15 protein-coding genes and 4 pseudogenes are annotated in these 15,501 nt (G+C 67.6%); 12 read left to right on the forward strand and 7 right to left on the reverse strand.

Translation table 11 applies throughout. The features are described 5' to 3' along the window. Positions 1-462 precede the first annotated feature (462 nt). The 4 genes and pseudogenes from KI385_RS44435 to KI385_RS02770 all read left to right on the forward strand — a co-directional run bounded on the left by KI385_RS44435 (position 463) and on the right by KI385_RS02770 (position 2,562). Positions 463-711, forward strand: a complete 249-nt coding sequence (locus tag KI385_RS44435; RefSeq protein WP_425356853.1) for a transposase — start codon at positions 463-465, stop codon at positions 709-711. After that, positions 708-1,068 (forward strand): annotated as a pseudogene (locus tag KI385_RS44440) (transposase); the annotation flags it as partial. The gene KI385_RS44435 and the pseudogene KI385_RS44440, both read left to right, overlap by 4 nt. A 135-nt stretch (positions 1,069-1,203) precedes the next feature. After that, positions 1,204-1,374 carry a hypothetical protein gene (locus KI385_RS02765; protein WP_238570639.1) on the forward strand — a complete coding sequence of 57 codons (171 nt, stop codon included), beginning with the start codon at positions 1,204-1,206 and terminating at the stop codon, positions 1,372-1,374. 690 nt (positions 1,375-2,064) lie between these two features. Beyond that, positions 2,065-2,562, forward strand: coding sequence for an ATP-binding protein (locus tag KI385_RS02770; RefSeq protein ID WP_238570640.1), 498 nt, complete (start codon positions 2,065-2,067; stop codon positions 2,560-2,562). Positions 2,563-2,626: 64 nt separating this feature from the next. Here KI385_RS02770 and KI385_RS43800 read toward each other — a convergent pair whose 3' ends face one another. Continuing rightward, on the reverse strand, positions 2,627-2,752 hold the full coding sequence (locus KI385_RS43800) for a hypothetical protein (protein WP_281066776.1): 126 nt from the start codon (positions 2,750-2,752) through the stop codon (positions 2,627-2,629). Positions 2,753-2,831: 79 nt separating this feature from the next. Then, positions 2,832-3,321 (reverse strand): annotated as a pseudogene (locus KI385_RS02775) (helix-turn-helix domain-containing protein). A gap of 780 nt (positions 3,322-4,101) precedes the next feature. Here KI385_RS02775 and KI385_RS02780 point away from each other — a divergent pair. The 3 genes and pseudogenes from KI385_RS02780 to KI385_RS02790 form a co-directional block, all read left to right on the forward strand. After that, positions 4,102-4,278, forward strand: a pseudogene (locus tag KI385_RS02780) (SDR family NAD(P)-dependent oxidoreductase); the annotation flags it as partial. A gap of 178 nt (positions 4,279-4,456) precedes the next feature. Continuing rightward, positions 4,457-4,822, forward strand: coding sequence for a restriction endonuclease fold toxin-2 domain-containing protein (locus KI385_RS44445; RefSeq protein WP_425356854.1), 366 nt, complete (start codon positions 4,457-4,459; stop codon positions 4,820-4,822). Continuing rightward, positions 4,779-5,453 carry an HdeD family acid-resistance protein gene (locus KI385_RS02790; protein WP_238570642.1) on the forward strand — a complete coding sequence of 225 codons (675 nt, stop codon included), beginning with the start codon at positions 4,779-4,781 and terminating at the stop codon, positions 5,451-5,453. The genes KI385_RS44445 and KI385_RS02790 overlap by 44 nt, the downstream gene beginning before the upstream one ends. Before the next feature lie 341 nt (positions 5,454-5,794). On the opposite strand, the gene KI385_RS02795 is transcribed toward KI385_RS02790, so the two are convergent. From KI385_RS02795 to KI385_RS02815, 5 genes are all read right to left on the reverse strand, one after another. Then, positions 5,795-6,787, reverse strand: a complete 993-nt coding sequence (locus KI385_RS02795) for a diacylglycerol/lipid kinase family protein (protein WP_342593422.1) — start codon at positions 6,785-6,787, stop codon at positions 5,795-5,797. Positions 6,788-6,995: 208 nt separating this feature from the next. Beyond that, complete coding sequence (locus tag KI385_RS02800) at positions 6,996-8,042, reverse strand: NAD(P)-dependent alcohol dehydrogenase (RefSeq protein ID WP_238570643.1); 1,047 nt, start codon at positions 8,040-8,042, stop codon at positions 6,996-6,998. 23 nt (positions 8,043-8,065) lie between these two features. Next, on the reverse strand, positions 8,066-9,331 hold the full coding sequence (locus tag KI385_RS02805; RefSeq protein WP_238570644.1) for a cytochrome P450: 1,266 nt from the start codon (positions 9,329-9,331) through the stop codon (positions 8,066-8,068). 57 nt (positions 9,332-9,388) lie between these two features. Next, positions 9,389-10,792 (reverse strand): NAD(P)/FAD-dependent oxidoreductase, encoded by a 1,404-nt coding sequence (locus KI385_RS02810; protein ID WP_238570645.1) that lies wholly within the window; start codon positions 10,790-10,792, stop codon positions 9,389-9,391. After that, complete coding sequence (locus KI385_RS02815) at positions 10,789-11,007, reverse strand: ferredoxin (protein ID WP_238570646.1); 219 nt, start codon at positions 11,005-11,007, stop codon at positions 10,789-10,791. Before KI385_RS02815 ends, KI385_RS02810 begins: the two co-directional genes overlap by 4 nt. 432 nt (positions 11,008-11,439) lie before the next feature. Here KI385_RS02815 and KI385_RS02820 point away from each other — a divergent pair, with 432 nt between their 5' ends. From KI385_RS02820 to KI385_RS02835, 5 genes and pseudogenes are all read left to right on the forward strand, one after another. After that, positions 11,440-11,976, forward strand: a complete 537-nt coding sequence (locus KI385_RS02820) for a DUF1648 domain-containing protein (RefSeq protein WP_238570647.1) — start codon at positions 11,440-11,442, stop codon at positions 11,974-11,976. A gap of 649 nt (positions 11,977-12,625) precedes the next feature. Beyond that, on the forward strand, positions 12,626-13,015 hold the full coding sequence (locus tag KI385_RS02825; protein WP_238570648.1) for a hypothetical protein: 390 nt from the start codon (positions 12,626-12,628) through the stop codon (positions 13,013-13,015). 84 nt (positions 13,016-13,099) lie between these two features. Continuing rightward, positions 13,100-13,546 (forward strand): annotated as a pseudogene (locus KI385_RS43805) (tryptophan synthase subunit alpha); the annotation flags it as partial. 5 nt (positions 13,547-13,551) lie between these two features. Then, positions 13,552-13,848: a tryptophan synthase subunit alpha gene (locus KI385_RS02830; RefSeq protein ID WP_238570649.1), complete on the forward strand. Its 297-nt coding sequence runs from the start codon at positions 13,552-13,554 to the stop codon at positions 13,846-13,848. 288 nt (positions 13,849-14,136) lie between these two features. After that, a complete protein-coding gene (locus KI385_RS02835; protein ID WP_238570650.1) occupies positions 14,137-14,970 on the forward strand; it encodes a PIG-L family deacetylase in 834 nt (277 codons plus the stop codon). Positions 14,971-15,501 lie beyond the last annotated feature (531 nt).

The raw sequence follows: 15,501 nt of genomic DNA on the forward strand, positions 1-15,501 counted from the left end.
GTACTTCGCGAGGGATCCACGGTAGCGAGCAAGTGCAAGTTCACCGACGGGATCCGACTCGACTCGGTCGAGTACGCATCCAGCATCGAACTCATGCACATACGGCTCGGCGTGTCCAAATTCGGCTACTACGATTCGTTCCCGCACTGCACTGCACTCAAAAGAGGTACCTACCTGTCTACATCTCCGCACCTCACCTCAAACGTTCGCGACGCACCGACACCACCTTCTGCCGGGGAGGTGTTCGCGCCGCTGGTGCGGCGGGATCTCTTAAGAAGGGCGCCCTGTATCTGCGGAGCTGCTGTTGGACGGCCGACGTAAGTCGATGCACGACGGCTGACCGTCTGGGGATGGACCACCAGCAGCTCCAGCAGTTCATCACGTCCTGCACCTGACCCTTCGATGCGGTGCGAGCACGACTGGTGTGGCGGGCCGTGGGTGGTCCGTCCTCAGGTATGAGCGGTGGGCGACACCGGTTTTCCCAAGGACGGCATCTCCTCGCCGGACGCGGCCCGGCAGTACTCCGGCACGCTGGGTAAGGTCGGCAACTGCCAGATGCACCAGCTGTATACAGCGGACTTGGGCCCAGTCCCCTTCCGCGTTACCGCACCCGGCCGGTCTCGCCGGTGTCCTTGCGTGAACACGTGCTGGCTGCAGGACGAGAGCAGAGGCGGGCCCCGACCTGACGCAAGGGCTCGAAAGCCGCGATGAACTCGCACTTCGTGCTCGTGCGGGTCCGTCTTGCAGGGCGCCGGCCCCAACCCGCCGCGGACGGCACGATCCCGCTGAGCTGGCTGATCGCACAGTGGCCCGAGGGCGCGGACGAGCCGGGCAAGTACTGGATCTCGAACCTGCCTGCCGACACCCCCGCCCGCGACCTCGTCCGCATCGCGAACTTACGGTGGCGCATCGAGCACGACTACCGCGAGCTGAAGACCGCCCTCGGCCTCGACCCACTTCGAAGGCCGCTCGTTCACCGGCCGGCACCGCCACGTCACCCTCGTCACCGCCGCCCACCTGTTCCTGACCAAACAGCGAAGGAGCCCAAAAGCCCCTGCCAGGGCCTGACCGTCTACCAGACCCTGGCCCTCCTCCAACACTTCCTAGCCACCTGGACCGGCGCTTTCCCCACCTGCCGACAACCCACCCCATGGCAGCCCTACGACACCACCCAACAAAGCCCCACCACTTCCCCAGCGGCGAATGTTCGATCTATCTGGCTACCGTCATCGACTGCTGCCCGAGAATGTCATCAGGTATGCGATGGACGACCACTACCAGATCTCGCCGATATCCCGGGACATCCGCAATGCCGCACGGTACAGGAAGCTCGCCGAGGGCGGAACGAACGCGTATCACGGGGAACGGGCTTGACCCGAATGGCAGCCTGGCAGGGCATCGCGCTCTCCATCGAATTCTGGGGCAATCGCAAACGTCTTCACTCGGCGCCGCGTTACCGTATCTGCGCGAAGTCCACGCCGACTCCCAGAAGTCGCGAATCGCCGCGTGAACCAACGTCAGACGCCTGACCGGGAACCACAAAGTCGCTCTCTCCGTCAGATGACGGATGTATCGCCTCCCGCATGAACGTACATTGATGGTTACGCGGGTCGGGTTGGGCACGGATCGCTTCGCGGGAGGTGCTGCTCAGGCACCGAGCACGTATTCGCCCTGGCCCGGCGCTTGATAGACCCGTCCTTGCTCGCTGGCGATGTGGAAGCGCCAGTAGGTGTAGAAGTCGCCGTTGCTGAACACGGAACGGCGCTTAAGGACGGCTTTGGCCCCGCCCGGGCCCCAGCGGGCTCCGGAGACAATGTCGACCGCTTCGGAGAAGGACGGCTCCGCTCCTACGCGAGCGGACGGTGCGGTGGGGCCGGACCAGCGTCGTGATCACTGGAGGCTCGCCATGATCCTGTCCCTGCCGCTCACAGGTGCCTTGCTCCTGTCCGTGGTTTTGTGCCCCAAAGCATGCGTGTTCAGCGAAGTACGGGCGTGCCTACGACTGGAGCGCGAGCGGCACCGTCGTACTTTGCAAGGGCAGTGCGCACTGCGCGGTGGTTCGCGATGAACACCAGGTCTGACCGTTGTGGGAGTGGCGTCCTGTTTCGCTGGGAGGAGGGTGAGCGCACCGCGGTCATCACGGCCCGGGCCGTGCTAGGGGCGGCGTTGGCAGCGCTGCGGTTTCCGGAGGGCGATATCGAGGGCGCGGTGCTCGTGGTTGGGGAACTCGTTGCCAATGCCGTTGAGCATGCGCGCGGCCCGTATGCGCTGGTACTGCGGCGTATGGCGGGTGAGTTCATCTGCGAGGTCTATGACAGGAGCAGCCAGCTGCCGGAGCCCCCTGATGCTGCGCGACCCTTTGAAGCGCACGAGATGGATCGGGGCGGTGGGCTGGATGCCCTGTCTGCTGTGCTCGCAAAACGGGGGCGCGGACTGCAGATCGTCCACCACCTCAGCGGTGGGAACTGGGGAGTGCGGCGCACGCCTGCCGGCAAATGCTGCTGGTTCGCCCTACCGAACGGCACATCGGGTGTCTCTGAAGGTATGGCGCGACGGAAGTGAACTGTTGCGCAGGGCACTTGACCGGGTGTTGCCGTTGATACATCGACGGATAGGTAGCGTGCCTCTACTGACCAGGACGCGCTACGGCGCCGACCACCGAGCCGATGTCCGGCTGCGGGTAGTCGCCGGCCACGGCGGGACCGTCCCGGTGGCCGGCAGCGGCGAGATCGTCACCGTCGTTCTGAACCACACGCCCTTGGCTTCGTTCATCTCTAAGGGCTGTTCCGTAAATGATCTACGACGTGTCCGTTGGCCTGCCTGTTCCTTCGTCACCCGGCGAGGGTGAGGTTGTGTAGGGGGGCGATGCCGAGCATGGCGTGGTGGACGCCGTCGCCTTTGAGGCGGCAGTCGCGGAGGATCTTCCAGGTCCTCATGCGGGCGAGGCGTGCTCGACGCGGGCTCGGACCTTGCGGTGGGAAGTGTTGTGCCGTCGGCAATCAGCACGGTGTCCTTGCAAAAACGCTTGCGTTGCTGGAGGGCGAGCGATGGCCCGAGATGGTCGATGATGCGGTCGGCTGCAGACTTGGACACCCCGAACAGCGAGGCCAGTTGGCGCAGAGTCAGGTTCGTCCCCCAGTAGGCGGCGACCAGAAGCACGCGGTCCTCCAGCGACAGGCTCCACGGTCGACCCTTGCGCACCGGATCTGCACCCTCGCGCCGCAGCACGGTGATCAGCTTGCCGAACTGACACGGGCTCAGCCCGGTGAACGGGGCTAGAAGAACCTGCTGGTGGTCCTCTGCCTGGCCAACGACAGTCACGAAACGTAGCTGGCAGCGCCTCAGATGATCTGGCTTCCGACGGAACCCTCGTCCCGCCGTCCGGGTCTTCCCTGGGGAGAATCTGGGGAGTTTAGGCGGCACCGGGGAGCGCGTGGGGAGAATCGGCTGAGTAACACGGCACAAGCCTGAAAGACGCTGAAAGATCTATCCTCGCAGGTCAGAGGCCCGCATGGTCGAATCATGCCAGGTCAGTGCACCTAGGTAGACAACTTCATGATGTAGGTACCGAGCTTGTCGGTCTCTGCATGCCCCGCTCCTGGCAGTGTCTGCGTGGCTGCGCGCGGCATCGTGCCGACTGCGAGCCGGCGCTGGTCCTCTTCCCCACTCCCCCACGCCGTCACCGAAGTGTTGATCCGGCGCAGTGCGGCCAGTGGGTACGGCACGGGTCTGCGTTCACTCACCACACCGTTGCCGACCCCCGCTGACCTGGACTAACGTCAGCGAGACCCGATACCGCTTTCCTCAGAACTTCGCAGGGTCCACGTTGAGGTATCCGTTATCCCCACTCATCGCGGTAGCCGGTGCGCAGTAGATCTCGCAGGGCCACCTCCTGGGCCCGTTCAACGGTCGCGTAGCCCAGTTCGGGGGCAGGTGGGTCGATTCATGCCCTGCGCCGCCGGCCGATGACAGCCAGCACCACGACGCTCACCATGGACAGCAGCGACAAGGCGCAGAACACAACGGTTCGCACGGTTTCGTCAACATCCGCCGGGGAGGCGGGGCGCGACTCGCCCGGGGTCCGCCACAACAGTGATCGTGTCCGCGGCCGAGGGCGCCGCCCATGTCGTACGCCTCTGCGACCCGGCCACCGAGATCGTCAACGGCGCCTACTACGACCGCGACCAGCGCGTCGAGCCCGCCCAGGCCGCGACGGAGGAACGCACCGTCAAGCGCCTCAACAAACTCGCCGACCAACTCGTCGGCCACAGCGTCTGAAGAACGCCTCCGCCTGACGAGCGCCCCAGACAACCACCCCAGATCGAAAGGCCCGTACGCCCATGTCCAAGCGCGCCCACCGACGGCATAGCGGCGGAAGCGAAGTTCGTCAAGCGATCCGGATCGCACGTACCGGAACCTCGATGGCCTGGAGAACAGCGACAGCTTCCAGGAGAAAGTGCTCCACAAGGAGGACGAGAAAGAGCTGTACAAGTACAAAGCGGTGATCGAGTGCCCAGCCCACGCGGGCCGCCTGCGCGGCGTGGAAGTAGCCACCAACGACCCCGATGCCGTGCCCTACGGGGATGCTCTGCTCATCGCCCACGGGGTCAACGGCTACAGCAGGCATGCCCGGAGCTCGGGCCCAACGGACGCACCTCACCAGTGCCCGCAGCGGATCACGGCCGCACGCTCCGTCTCCGCCGGGCGACGCGGAGTCGAGCGGGTGACGATGGACGTGTATGACGTGACCACGCTGCTCAACAGAAGGAGGCAGCGTCATGACATCCCCTTCCGGGGCCCCAGGCCCCGCTTCCCCGGGTAGCACCGCGCCGCAGAACGCGCGCCCGGCCGAAGGCATGGCCTTCCTGGCGAACGTGGGCTGGCAGATCCTGCTCACCATGGGCCTGGCCACCACAGCCCTGGGCGTCATCGCTCTGGTCTGGCCAGACGCAACGCTGCGCGTCCTCGGCGTGCTCTTCGGTGTCTATCTGCTGGCAACCGGCGTCTTCGAGCTGGCCGGCGCCTTCGGTACGCACGTGCCCCGGCATCTTCGGGTGCTGCATTTCCTCACAGGCGCGCTGTCCATCCTGCTGGGGTTGATCTGCTTCCGAAGCGCCCTGGAGTCGATCCTGCTGCTTGCCCTGTGGATCGGCTTCAGCTGGCTGCTGCGCGGCAGCATGGAGACGGCTGCGGCTGTCTCCGCCCAGGACATGCCGGCGCGAGGCTGGCACGTGGCCTTCGGCCTCATCAGCGCTTTGGCGGGCATCGTGCTGATCGTCTCGCCGTTCGCCTCGATCGCGGCACTCACCCTGGTGGTGGGCGTCATGGCCATCGTCCTGGGGCTGACCGAGGTGGCCCGGGCCATCATGTTCCGTGTCGAAGTCGGCCGTCTCGCTCCGGCCCCCGCCGCCCAGCGGCGCCCCCTGTTCCACCGTCCGCACCCGCAGCACTGATCATCGGAGCCGGATCGGCCGGCCGTTCGGTCGGCTGGTCACCTGTGAACAGCGACAGGCCGACCGCCCGGACGGGCAGACATCCCTACGCGGTGCCGCCGCCGCACGGCCGCGGACGACCGCGAAGCGAACGCGCTGCGACGTGGGGCAGCGCTCGCTCGGACGTCCGTCGTCCGCTCGGCACCATTCCCAGATCACCGTCGTCCACCATGATCGCGACTGATCGCGCAGCTGTCCGTTGCGTCTGAAACTTGCTGCGCGCCGCGTCGCCAGCCAGAGTCGCGCGCTGGGTGCACACGTGGTGACCCGGGAAGTCCGCGCTGTGCCCGGTTCGGCTTCGGTCAGCCGGGGTGACGGCCGTGAACAGCTCGCCCGACAGCCGAGGCCACCCGCCGGATGGCGCCCCGGTCCGGTGGCCGCCCGGCGTCCGCGCCGCCCGGTCGATGGCGGGGAACCCGCACCCGTAGCGCCCCGGGACTGATCCGGCACCGCACGGGAGTCGGCAGGGTGACGGCTTCACCGTCCAGCCCGACAGGGACGACCGGGACCTCGGCATCGACGACAACCTCTTCAGAGGTGGCCAGATTGGTCATGCCGTGCGCCTGCCCACTCCGCAGCCGGGCGGCCGTCTCGGCGGGCGTCTCCGCCCTGGCGGCCAATACCCCGAGGAGCCCGGAGTCCAGTTGCGCACGCCTGCCAAGCCCGGCCGGGTCATCGACCCGGTAGGGGTTGTTGCTCACCAGCACGGCATCAGGCCGGTCCACAGTGAGCAGTCCGGCCCGTACCACCAGTTCCGGGCCCTCGTGACGGGCAAGGAATTCCGGGAGGATCCGCACCACGGTGCCGATCTTGTCGTCCCGATAGGCCGGATCCTGCACCAGGGCGGCGTACGCACCGAACGACACGTTGTTGACGAACACCCGCTCGCCTGCGAACCCTAGGTCCACGCGCAGTTCGACGCCGTCCGTGAGGGCCTCCAGCGCGGCCGAAGGGTCCTCACGGTCCAGCCCGAGGTCCATCGCGAAGTGGTTGCGCGTACCGGCCGGGACGACCAGGAAGGGAAGACCGCTCGTCGCGGCAAGCCCGGCGACCAGTGCCTGCGTGCCGTCTCCGCCGGCCACCCCCAGCAGGTCCGCACCGTCATCCATCGCGCGTCTGGCGACAGCCGCCAGTTCCTGGGGCCGGGAAGGATCGAGCAGGAGAACCTGGGCCCCCAACTCACGGGCTCTATCCGCGATGCGGAACCGGCTCGCCTTCCCTCCTCCCGACCGGGGATTCACGATCAGATACGGCCGCCGTGCAGCGGCCACCGGTCGGAAGGCGTTCGCGGTCACGGCAACCGCCCGCAGGCCGCGTTCATCAGCCCGGCGCCCGTCACAGCCACAGTCACAGGCGCCGGCACAGCTGCCGTTGCCGCGCCCGCTGCTGACTGTGCCGTCCGCCGTCGGCCCGGTCCAGCGACCGCACCGGCCACCGCCTCCATGACGTTCCCTCCGACAGTTACGGCCTGCGGCACCGGCCCGGTCGCGTTGATGACAGTACTCACGGGTGAGGGGTGATGACGGCGCGTCCTTGGATCTTGCCGTCGTGCAGAAGCCGGTATGCCTCGTTGACGTGTGCCAAGGTGAAGCACTCGACCAGCATCTTGATCTTCTGTTGCCGGGCGAGAGTGATCACTTCCATCAGTTCGGGAAGGGAGCCCCAGTAGGGCGAAGTGACCGAGCACTCGTGAGGCGGGCTCGCGAAGTTGACGGGCAGGGCTCCGCCACCGAGACCGACGATGGTCAGGTGGCCAAGCACCCTGGCCACCTGAGCAGCCATCCGCAGGGTCGGGTCCATGCCGACCATGTCGAGCACGAGCTGAGCGCCCTGTTGGCCCGTCATGTCCTTGATGCGCGTGACCGCCTCCTCGCCCGAGAGCAACACCTCGTCCGCGCCCATGCGCTTGGCGGTTTCCAGCTTGCCGGCATCGGTGTCCACGGCGACGACGGTGGTCGCCGTGCTGAGCGCTCGCACCATCTGGATGGCCATCTGGCCCAGACCGCCCACCCCGATCACCACCGCGGTCGAGCCCGGACCCAGCAGGTGCACCGATCGCTTGACGGCGTGATAGCTGGTCAGCCCCGCGTCGCTGAGCGGGGCGGCCTGGCGGGGGTCGAGGGTGCCCAGCGGAATCAGGAATCGCGCCGCCGGGACCAGCAGGTACTCAGCCATTCCGCCGTCGTTACCGCCTCCCAGGCCCCCGCCCTGACCACTGGCCCTCTGGCAGTAATTCTCCCGGCCCTCACGGCAGTTGGCGCACGTCCCACAGCCCCAGGGACCGTAGATCATCACAGGGTCTCCGGGCGCGAACCCGGTGACACCCGGCCCCAGGCTCTCCACCCATCCCGCATTCTCATGGCCGAGCGTGAAGGGCAGTTCCGTGGCGAACCCGGGTGGTGGTCCGGGTGCCTCCATGATGTGCAGATCCGAGTGGCACGCACCGGCGCCCCCGACCTTCACCAGGACCTGCCCCGGACCGGGCTCGGGCACCGGCACCTCGCGCAGCTCGGGCGGTTGCTGCCATCCGACGAGTTGAAAAGCCCGCATAGCGATCCCTTACGCACGCCGATTCAGTCGCGGATGCCGTCGATGTCGACCAGGACGTGGCGCGGGCCGCGGAAAATCTGGTTGTGGCGGTACGGCGGCGGGTCCTCGACGAGCCGGGGATTTTCCACCCGGCGGACGAACTCGCCGACCGCGACCTGGACCTCGAGCCGCGCGAGCGGAGCGCCGAAGCAGAAGTGGATGCCCTGGCTGAATCCGAGGTGCTGGTTGTCCCGGCGTTCGAGGTCAAGCTCGTCGGGGTTGGCGAACCGGTTCGGGTCACGGTTCGCCGAGCCGTAGGCCAGGAAGATCGGCGCGCCCTTCGGGATGGTGCTGCCTGCGATGTCGATGTCCTCCACGGCGGAGCGGGTGTGCCAGAACTGGACCGATGACTCGTAGCGCAGCAACTCCTCGACCCCGGGCACGATCAGCTCGGGCCGGCGGCGCAGCTTCTCGAGCGCGTCGGGGTGCCGCAGCAGGGTGAGCACGCTGTGGGCGATGAGATTGACCGTGGTTTCGTGCCCGGCGAAGATCAGGAGCAAGGCATTGCTCACGAGCACGCCCTTGGACATCCGTCCCTCCGGGCCGTCCTCGTTCACCATCGCCGAGAGCATGCCGGGGCCGGGCTGCTGGGCGTACCGGTCGAGCAGCTCAGCTGCGAACTGCCCGAACTCCTCCACGGCCTGGCGCCCGCCGGCCCGTCGGCTCTGTATCTCCTCGGAGGCAGCCTCGGGGCCGAAATCCAAAGCGTCCAGGGCCGTCTCGATCCAGCTGTGGAAGCGTGGCTCGTCTTCCAGTGGCACGCCCAGGATTTTGCAGATCACGGTCACCGGCAGGGGGTAGGCGAACTCGTCGACGGCGTCGATCCGGGGCTTGCCCTGCATGTTGTCCAGGAGGCCGTCCACGATGCGGCGGATGTCGGGTTCCAGGTCGGAGATCAGGTGAGGGGAATGGGACGGGCCGACGAAATGCGGCGTCATCATCCGGCGGTCCCGATCGTGCTCGGGTGGATCCTGGGTGATGATGTTCGGCTCCAGGATGACCGCCTCCGTGATCAGTTCGCCCTCCGTCGAGCCCTCGGCCGGGGCCGCCACCGGGGCGGGGAGCTTCCTGACATCCGAACTGACCCGGGGGTCGTGCAGCAGCGCGACGATCTCCTGGTAGGTACTGACGACGTAGGTGCCGTCCGGCTGCCGCGCCACCGGTGTCTTGCGGAGTTCCTCGTAGAACGGGTAGGGATTGGCGCGGTTGGCGTAGCGGAGGGCCTGCTGCCAGGGGGTTTCCTCGACCACGAGGCTCCCCTCCTTCTTCCTGTCGTTGCTGTCCGCTTGCCCGCACGTCCGGGCGCGTCAACGAGGGCGAGGCCGGAACTCGGCCCTCCGCTCGCTCGGGTCGTGGCCGGTCAGGACGACGTCGGGGAGCGCCGTCGGGACGCCGGGTTGCGGGAACTCGGCCGGCATCGGCTTCATGTCGGTGGGCTGGTCCCAGCCCGGCGGCGGAGGCGGGAACGGACCCGACTGCTCGATCAGCTTCCCGTAGTACTCCAGCCACTTACCGTGATCGAAGGAGACGGCGGCGACGATGCGGCCCCGGCGACCGTAGGCGGCAGCGAAGTGGCGCTCCTCGACGGACCCCTGCGTGAAGACGATCTCGTCACCGAAAGGCGGCACGCCGACGGACTTTATGTTGACGCCGAACTGACCGGACCAGAAGCCGGGCAGCAACAGATGAGGGCGATAGTGGGGCTCGAGGTTCACCATGTTGTGGGCCGCGACCTCGGCGCCGAAAACGGCATTGTCCCAGTGCTCCATCGCGAGGAACTGGTACTCGTACAGCACGTGGGGCGCGCGCGCCACGTCTCCGGCCACGTAGATGCTGTCGGTGATCACGCCGTTGACGTCGAAGGCGCGACCGCCGGCGTCGCAGCCGACGCCCCAGAAACCGGATGCCAGCCCGGCGCCCTCCAGCCATTCCACGTTCCGGATCGACCCCAGCGAGGCCACCACCACATCGGCGTCGATGGTGGTTCCGTCCGAGAGATGAGCACGCCGGACGTGTCCGCCGGAGTCTCCCTCCAGTGACGACACGCCCAGCCCGCAGCGCAGGTCCACGCCGTGGTCGCGCTGCATCTCCGCGGCGATCTCACCGATCACCCCGCCGAGCGCGCCGACCAGCGGCGCCGAGCCCCGCTCGACGACGGTCACCGGGAGATCCAGTTCCCGGCAGACGGAGGCCACTTCCGAACCGATGAACCCGGCGCCGATGACCATGACCCGCGACGGCGGCGCGGCCAGCGCCTTTTGCAACTGTGCGGCATCATCACGCGAGCGCAGTGTGTAGACCCCGTCCAGAGCAGCCTCGTCCGGGTTCGGCCACTGTCGCGCGCGGGTGCCCGTGGCGATGAGCAAGCGGTCGTACGGGATCTCCTCGCCGTCGGCAAGGCGCACCTGCTTGGCTGCCCGGTCCAGCCCGGTGGCGGACACCCCGAGCCGCCACTGCGCATTCACTTCTCGCAGGTGGGGCAGCTTGGTGTGATCGGCCGGCACCCAGCCTTTGAGCACCTGCTTGGACAGCGGGGGACGGTCGTAGGGCTCGTACGGCTCGTCCCCGATGATGGTCAGAGCCCCGGAGAAGCCCTCCTCACGCAAGGCTTCGGCGGCCCGCAGTCCGGCCAGGGACGCACCGACGATGACGATCCGGCCATCGGCCCTGAACTCGCGCACCAGCTCCGCGACCGTTGCCCGCACGGTCATGACGTCGCGCTCCCCTCCGCGCCGTCCAGGCGCTCGAGCACGATCGCCTGCACCGGACACGCCGCAGCGGCCCGCTCAACCTGCAGGCGCCGTTCGTCATCGGGGTTCGGCTCGTAGGTGAGGGCCTCCTGGCCAGTCAATCTGAAGACCTCGTGCGCCAAAAACACGCATTGTGCGTACCCCTGGCACCGATTCAGGTCTACGGCGATCCGCATGGGCAGACTCCTTCCGACTGCCGCCCAGCTGGACAGCTCGCCCGTCGCCCCCGGCTGAGCACCCGTATGTTCCATCTTCTCCGCCACGGCGGCGCATACTGCCGGTGAGCGTCACGGTCCGAAGGGCGCGGTACCGATCCGATGGCGTCGGCATCAACGTGTGCCCCGCCGTTCCCCTAAAAAAAATCCTCGCCCCGTCTTCCGACGACCGCAAATCCGCTGTCACGGAAAACACCTCTCAGGTCAGCTGTAGTTCTTGATCTCTGACTGGTTCGTGCAGGTCCAGAGGCTTTCGGAGTGCCTGCACGCCTGGGAACGGTCCCCCCGGACAAGGCCAAGTCAGGAGCCCGCGACGGCTCGGCCTTGGTTCCTTGGCACAAGCGACTGGGGATCCGGTACCGACCTTGACCTCTTCATCCGATAATCGATCTCATGGTCTTCTCGGCACCCGTACGCCTGTGGTTGTTCCCTAACGCTGTACTGCTCGCCGCACTATCTCTCTGGGGCCTCGCCCGCTACCCGCACCTGCCCCATCGGCTGCCGCAGCACATCAGCGTCGACGGTGTGGACGCATGGACGGACCGGTCGATCGGCAGCGCATTTGTCCTGGTGTTCGTGTTCATCGGAGCGACAGTGCTGCTGACGGCCTGCGCAGAGCTGACGTTGCGGGTTACCCCGCATTCCGAGCTACCGGACGACACCGCAGCACCTTTTGCACCTTCCCTGGCGAGGTCGTCAGTCAACCGGCCGCGCACCCGCGCCTCCGCACTGTGGATCGCCCGGGCATTGCTGGTGCTCAACACTTGCACAGGCATCTCGCTCGCGATCGGTTGCGCAGTGCTGTGGCGTTCCGCGCCAGAACGACAAGTGTCCGGTTGGCTTTTCACCGCAATGATCGTGCCCATCCTCGTCGGGACTGCCGTGACCCTTGCCTCCGCTGTACGGGACCGGAAATCGCCCGCCAGCTGAGACTGCTAAATGTCGCATGGACGTACTCCGTGGCCGTACTACGCCTTCCCCGGACGCTCCCGGCCACTGCCGTGACGAGCCGCCGACTGACCGCATCCCATCGACTGGAAAAACGCCCCGCGCTCAACCGCCTCACGGGACGCGCAAGCGACTTGCCCGACCTAGGCACCATCTGGCCCGTACTGCGCATCCGATCCCGACTTCGCCGCTCTCATCAGTACGTACGCCATGGAACGGCGCATGCACGACGCCCGACCGGGCTGGCGTATCGAGAAAGACCGCATGATCGGGTGGACGCATGGGCGCGAGACCTGTGAGGACCTCTTGTCGCTCGCCGAAAACCTCGCGGCCGTGATCGACGGCTTCCCCGACCAAAACAGCAGAGCAGCTGAGACCTGCCGGTCGATCCTCTCCTACCGAAATCCGGACCATGCCCGGGCCAACGTCTGCCCATGCGCCTCTACACAACGCATTTGCACTGGTCAGAGCCATGCAGACGGTGTACCACCAGCAGACGAAGAACAGGAGCGTGCCGCAGAGATCTCCGAGCCGGTCCGCGAGCTGGCTCCGAAAGCCGTCCGGGCGCAGGAGTTGGCGACGCGGTGCACACAGCAGCTCGCGGACCTGTCCACCCAGCCAGTACGCGGTCATGAAGAACGGGTACGAGAATCTCGCCGAACTCGCCGAGGTCTCAGCCCAGGTGTCGCTCGCCGCCGCCATGTGCACCCTCGCCATTCACACCCGCACCGAAGTGCTGCTGTATGAGCACGCCTATGAGACCCCGGACGCGAGCCGACGCGTCCTTCATGACGCCGCCGAAAGGATGGATGCCTCCGCCAAGGCGTACCGCGCGCTGGCACAACGGCTCTCCCGCCGTCTGGCCTCCGCCACCGCGCAACGCGAGGACGAGCGGTTCATCGACCGTGCCCTCGTCGGCCCCAGCGTCACCGCCAATTCATCCGCAGCGGCACACACCCACGGCCGGAGCGCCGTTACCCCCGCGACCACCCCGACTCCACCGGCGGGACGCCGTCGCTGACCTCCGGCGACGGCACCTCCGGGAAAGACTCCCACCCTGGCCACCGCCGAATCCCTCCTCACCAAACCCGGTTGCTCTCTTGGCGTGTTCGTCCCCGCCGGCCTGCATTCGGCTACCGAAGAGCGCTGTCACCTCGACCGCCTCGCGCGGGCAGGGGCCGACCTGTTCGAGGTCGCTCTGGCACACCGCCCACCGGTCCTCGACGGCCCGGTCATCCAGTCCGCCTACCGCCGCACCCTGCAGCGCGGGAAGGTCCTCGACCGCACCCTCCGCGCGACCGAGCATGCCGCCTCCCTCCGGCCGACTGTCGTCATGACCTACTGGGAGCCCGTCAGCCGCCACGGCTCTGAACGCCTGGCCCGCCTGTTCGCCGACGCCGGTGCCGGTGCCGCCGGGGTGATGGTCGTCGACCTGCCCGCGCACACGGCCGCACGCTGGCATGGCGCCGCGAGGGCAGCGGGCCTGCGCACCCCACGCCTCGTCCCGCGCCACGTCCTCGACGCCGACTTCCCCAGCGCTACTGCCGAAGCTTCGGGATGGCTCTACGCACCCGCCAGCGCGGCACCCACCGGCTACCAGGGCGCCCGCTCGACATCCCGGCCCTCGCCGACTTCACCCGGCGCCTTCGCTCAGCGAGCCCGCTGCCCGCGGTCTCGGGAGTGGGGATCTCTACCCCGGCCCTCGCAGCGCGCGTCGCCCCGCTGGTGGACGCGGTCGTCATCGGCACCCCGATCGTCCGCGCCCTGACCACCGTCCCCGGTCAAGCCCCCGCCCTGGCCGCCTCGTTCGCCCAAGCCCTGCGCCCGACCTCCCTCACGGAGAACCGTGCCTGATTCCTCCGCACCGACCGCGATCCTCTCCCGCCTGACCGCCGACGCCCTTGCCCTGTAGCTGCAGTTGGGGCAGTTCGCGCCTGTACCTCGTTCGCGTTGAAACCCGAAGCCTGGAAGGCCACGGCCGCGCCGGGAACAGCCGGGCCGGTCGGCTGGTTGCATCGACCGAGGGACGGGCGCCGCATGGGCGGGGAACACGAAGACCACAAGGTCGTCCGCCCCACCAGGATCACGGGGTGCCCGCCGCGCACTCGGAACACGACGTATTTCTGCAGGAGGACTGTTTTCATGACTGACCGGCCCTTGACGCTCATGGCAGTACACGCCCACCCCGACGACGAGGCCACCGGAACCGGAGGGGTCCTCGCGCGGTACGCGGCGGAGGGCATCCGCACGGTTCTCGTGACGTGCACCGACGGCGGTTGCGGTGACGGACCGGGGGGTGTCAAGCCGAGCGATCCCGGGCACGATCCGGCGGCCGTCGCCTTGATGCGCCGTCAAGAACTCCAGGCGAGCTGTGACGTCCTGAAGGTCAGCGATCTGGAGATGCTGGACTATGCCGACTCCGGGATGATCGGCTGGCCGAGCAACGAGGCCCCCGGCTCCTTCTGGCAGACCCCCGTGGAGGAAGGCGCCGCCCGACTTGCGGAACTCATGCGGCACTACCGACCCGATGTGGTCGTCACCTACGACGAGAACGGCTTCTACGGCCACCCCGACCACATCCAGGCCCACCGCATCACGATGGCGGCGCTGGAGATGACCGCGCTGACACCGAAGGTGTACTGGACGACGATGCCCCGCTCGATGATGCAGCGGTTCGGGGAGACCATGCGCGAGTTCCATGAGGACATGCCGGAGCCGGATCCTGCCGAGGCCGCCGCGATAGCCGAAATCGGCCTCCCCGACGATGAGATCACCACGTGGGTGGACACCACCGCCTTCAGCGGTCAGAAGTTCGACGCACTGGCCGCGCACGCCAGTCAGGGCGAGAACATCTTCTTCCTCAAGATGGGCAAGGAGCGGTTCGGCGAGTTGATGGGCATGGAGACCTTCGTACGCGTCAAGGACGCCACCGGCACGGCCCTACCCGAGAACGATCTCTTCGCCGGACTGCGCTGATCCGCCCGTCCGACCGAGGCCCGGAAAAGCTCATCGGCCGCACGGCGCGATCCAGCAGCCCGCTTCCAGGCACTCGCCCGCCGCCTCGAAGCGTGCTCGCGCCCGCGGGGTTGACCTCTGGGCCCCGGCCGACGAGCGACCCCGCCGGTGGAGCCCGCCCCGTCCCCCTGGCGACCAACGCGACGGCCCCTTGCCCGCCCTCAAGCAAGCTTCCGAACCATTCGGCACTGCCCCACGGTCACAGCCCCGACCGTCGGCGCCTCGCCCCTCCCCCCGCCCGGCTACCACCAGCAGTCGGCCGCATCGACGCGCCCGTACTGGCCTGACGCCCCATCAGAAGGGTCAGTATCAGGTCAGCAAGAACCCTGCCAAAGGAGGCTGCACTCGACCCCACCTGCGCACGACAGGAGCACCCAAAAAGCGCCCCTGACCAGCATATTTTCCGCCCTGTCAGGCTTGAACGTAGGGACGTTCCGCCCGGGCGTAGCAGGTGTAGTCCACGTCCTCGACGATGGTCCGTTCCGGAAATCC

Origin of the sequence: Streptomyces inhibens, assembly GCF_022221585.1 — a bacterium.
In the GTDB taxonomy this organism is placed as follows: Bacteria; Actinomycetota; Actinomycetes; order Streptomycetales; family Streptomycetaceae; genus Streptomyces; species Streptomyces inhibens.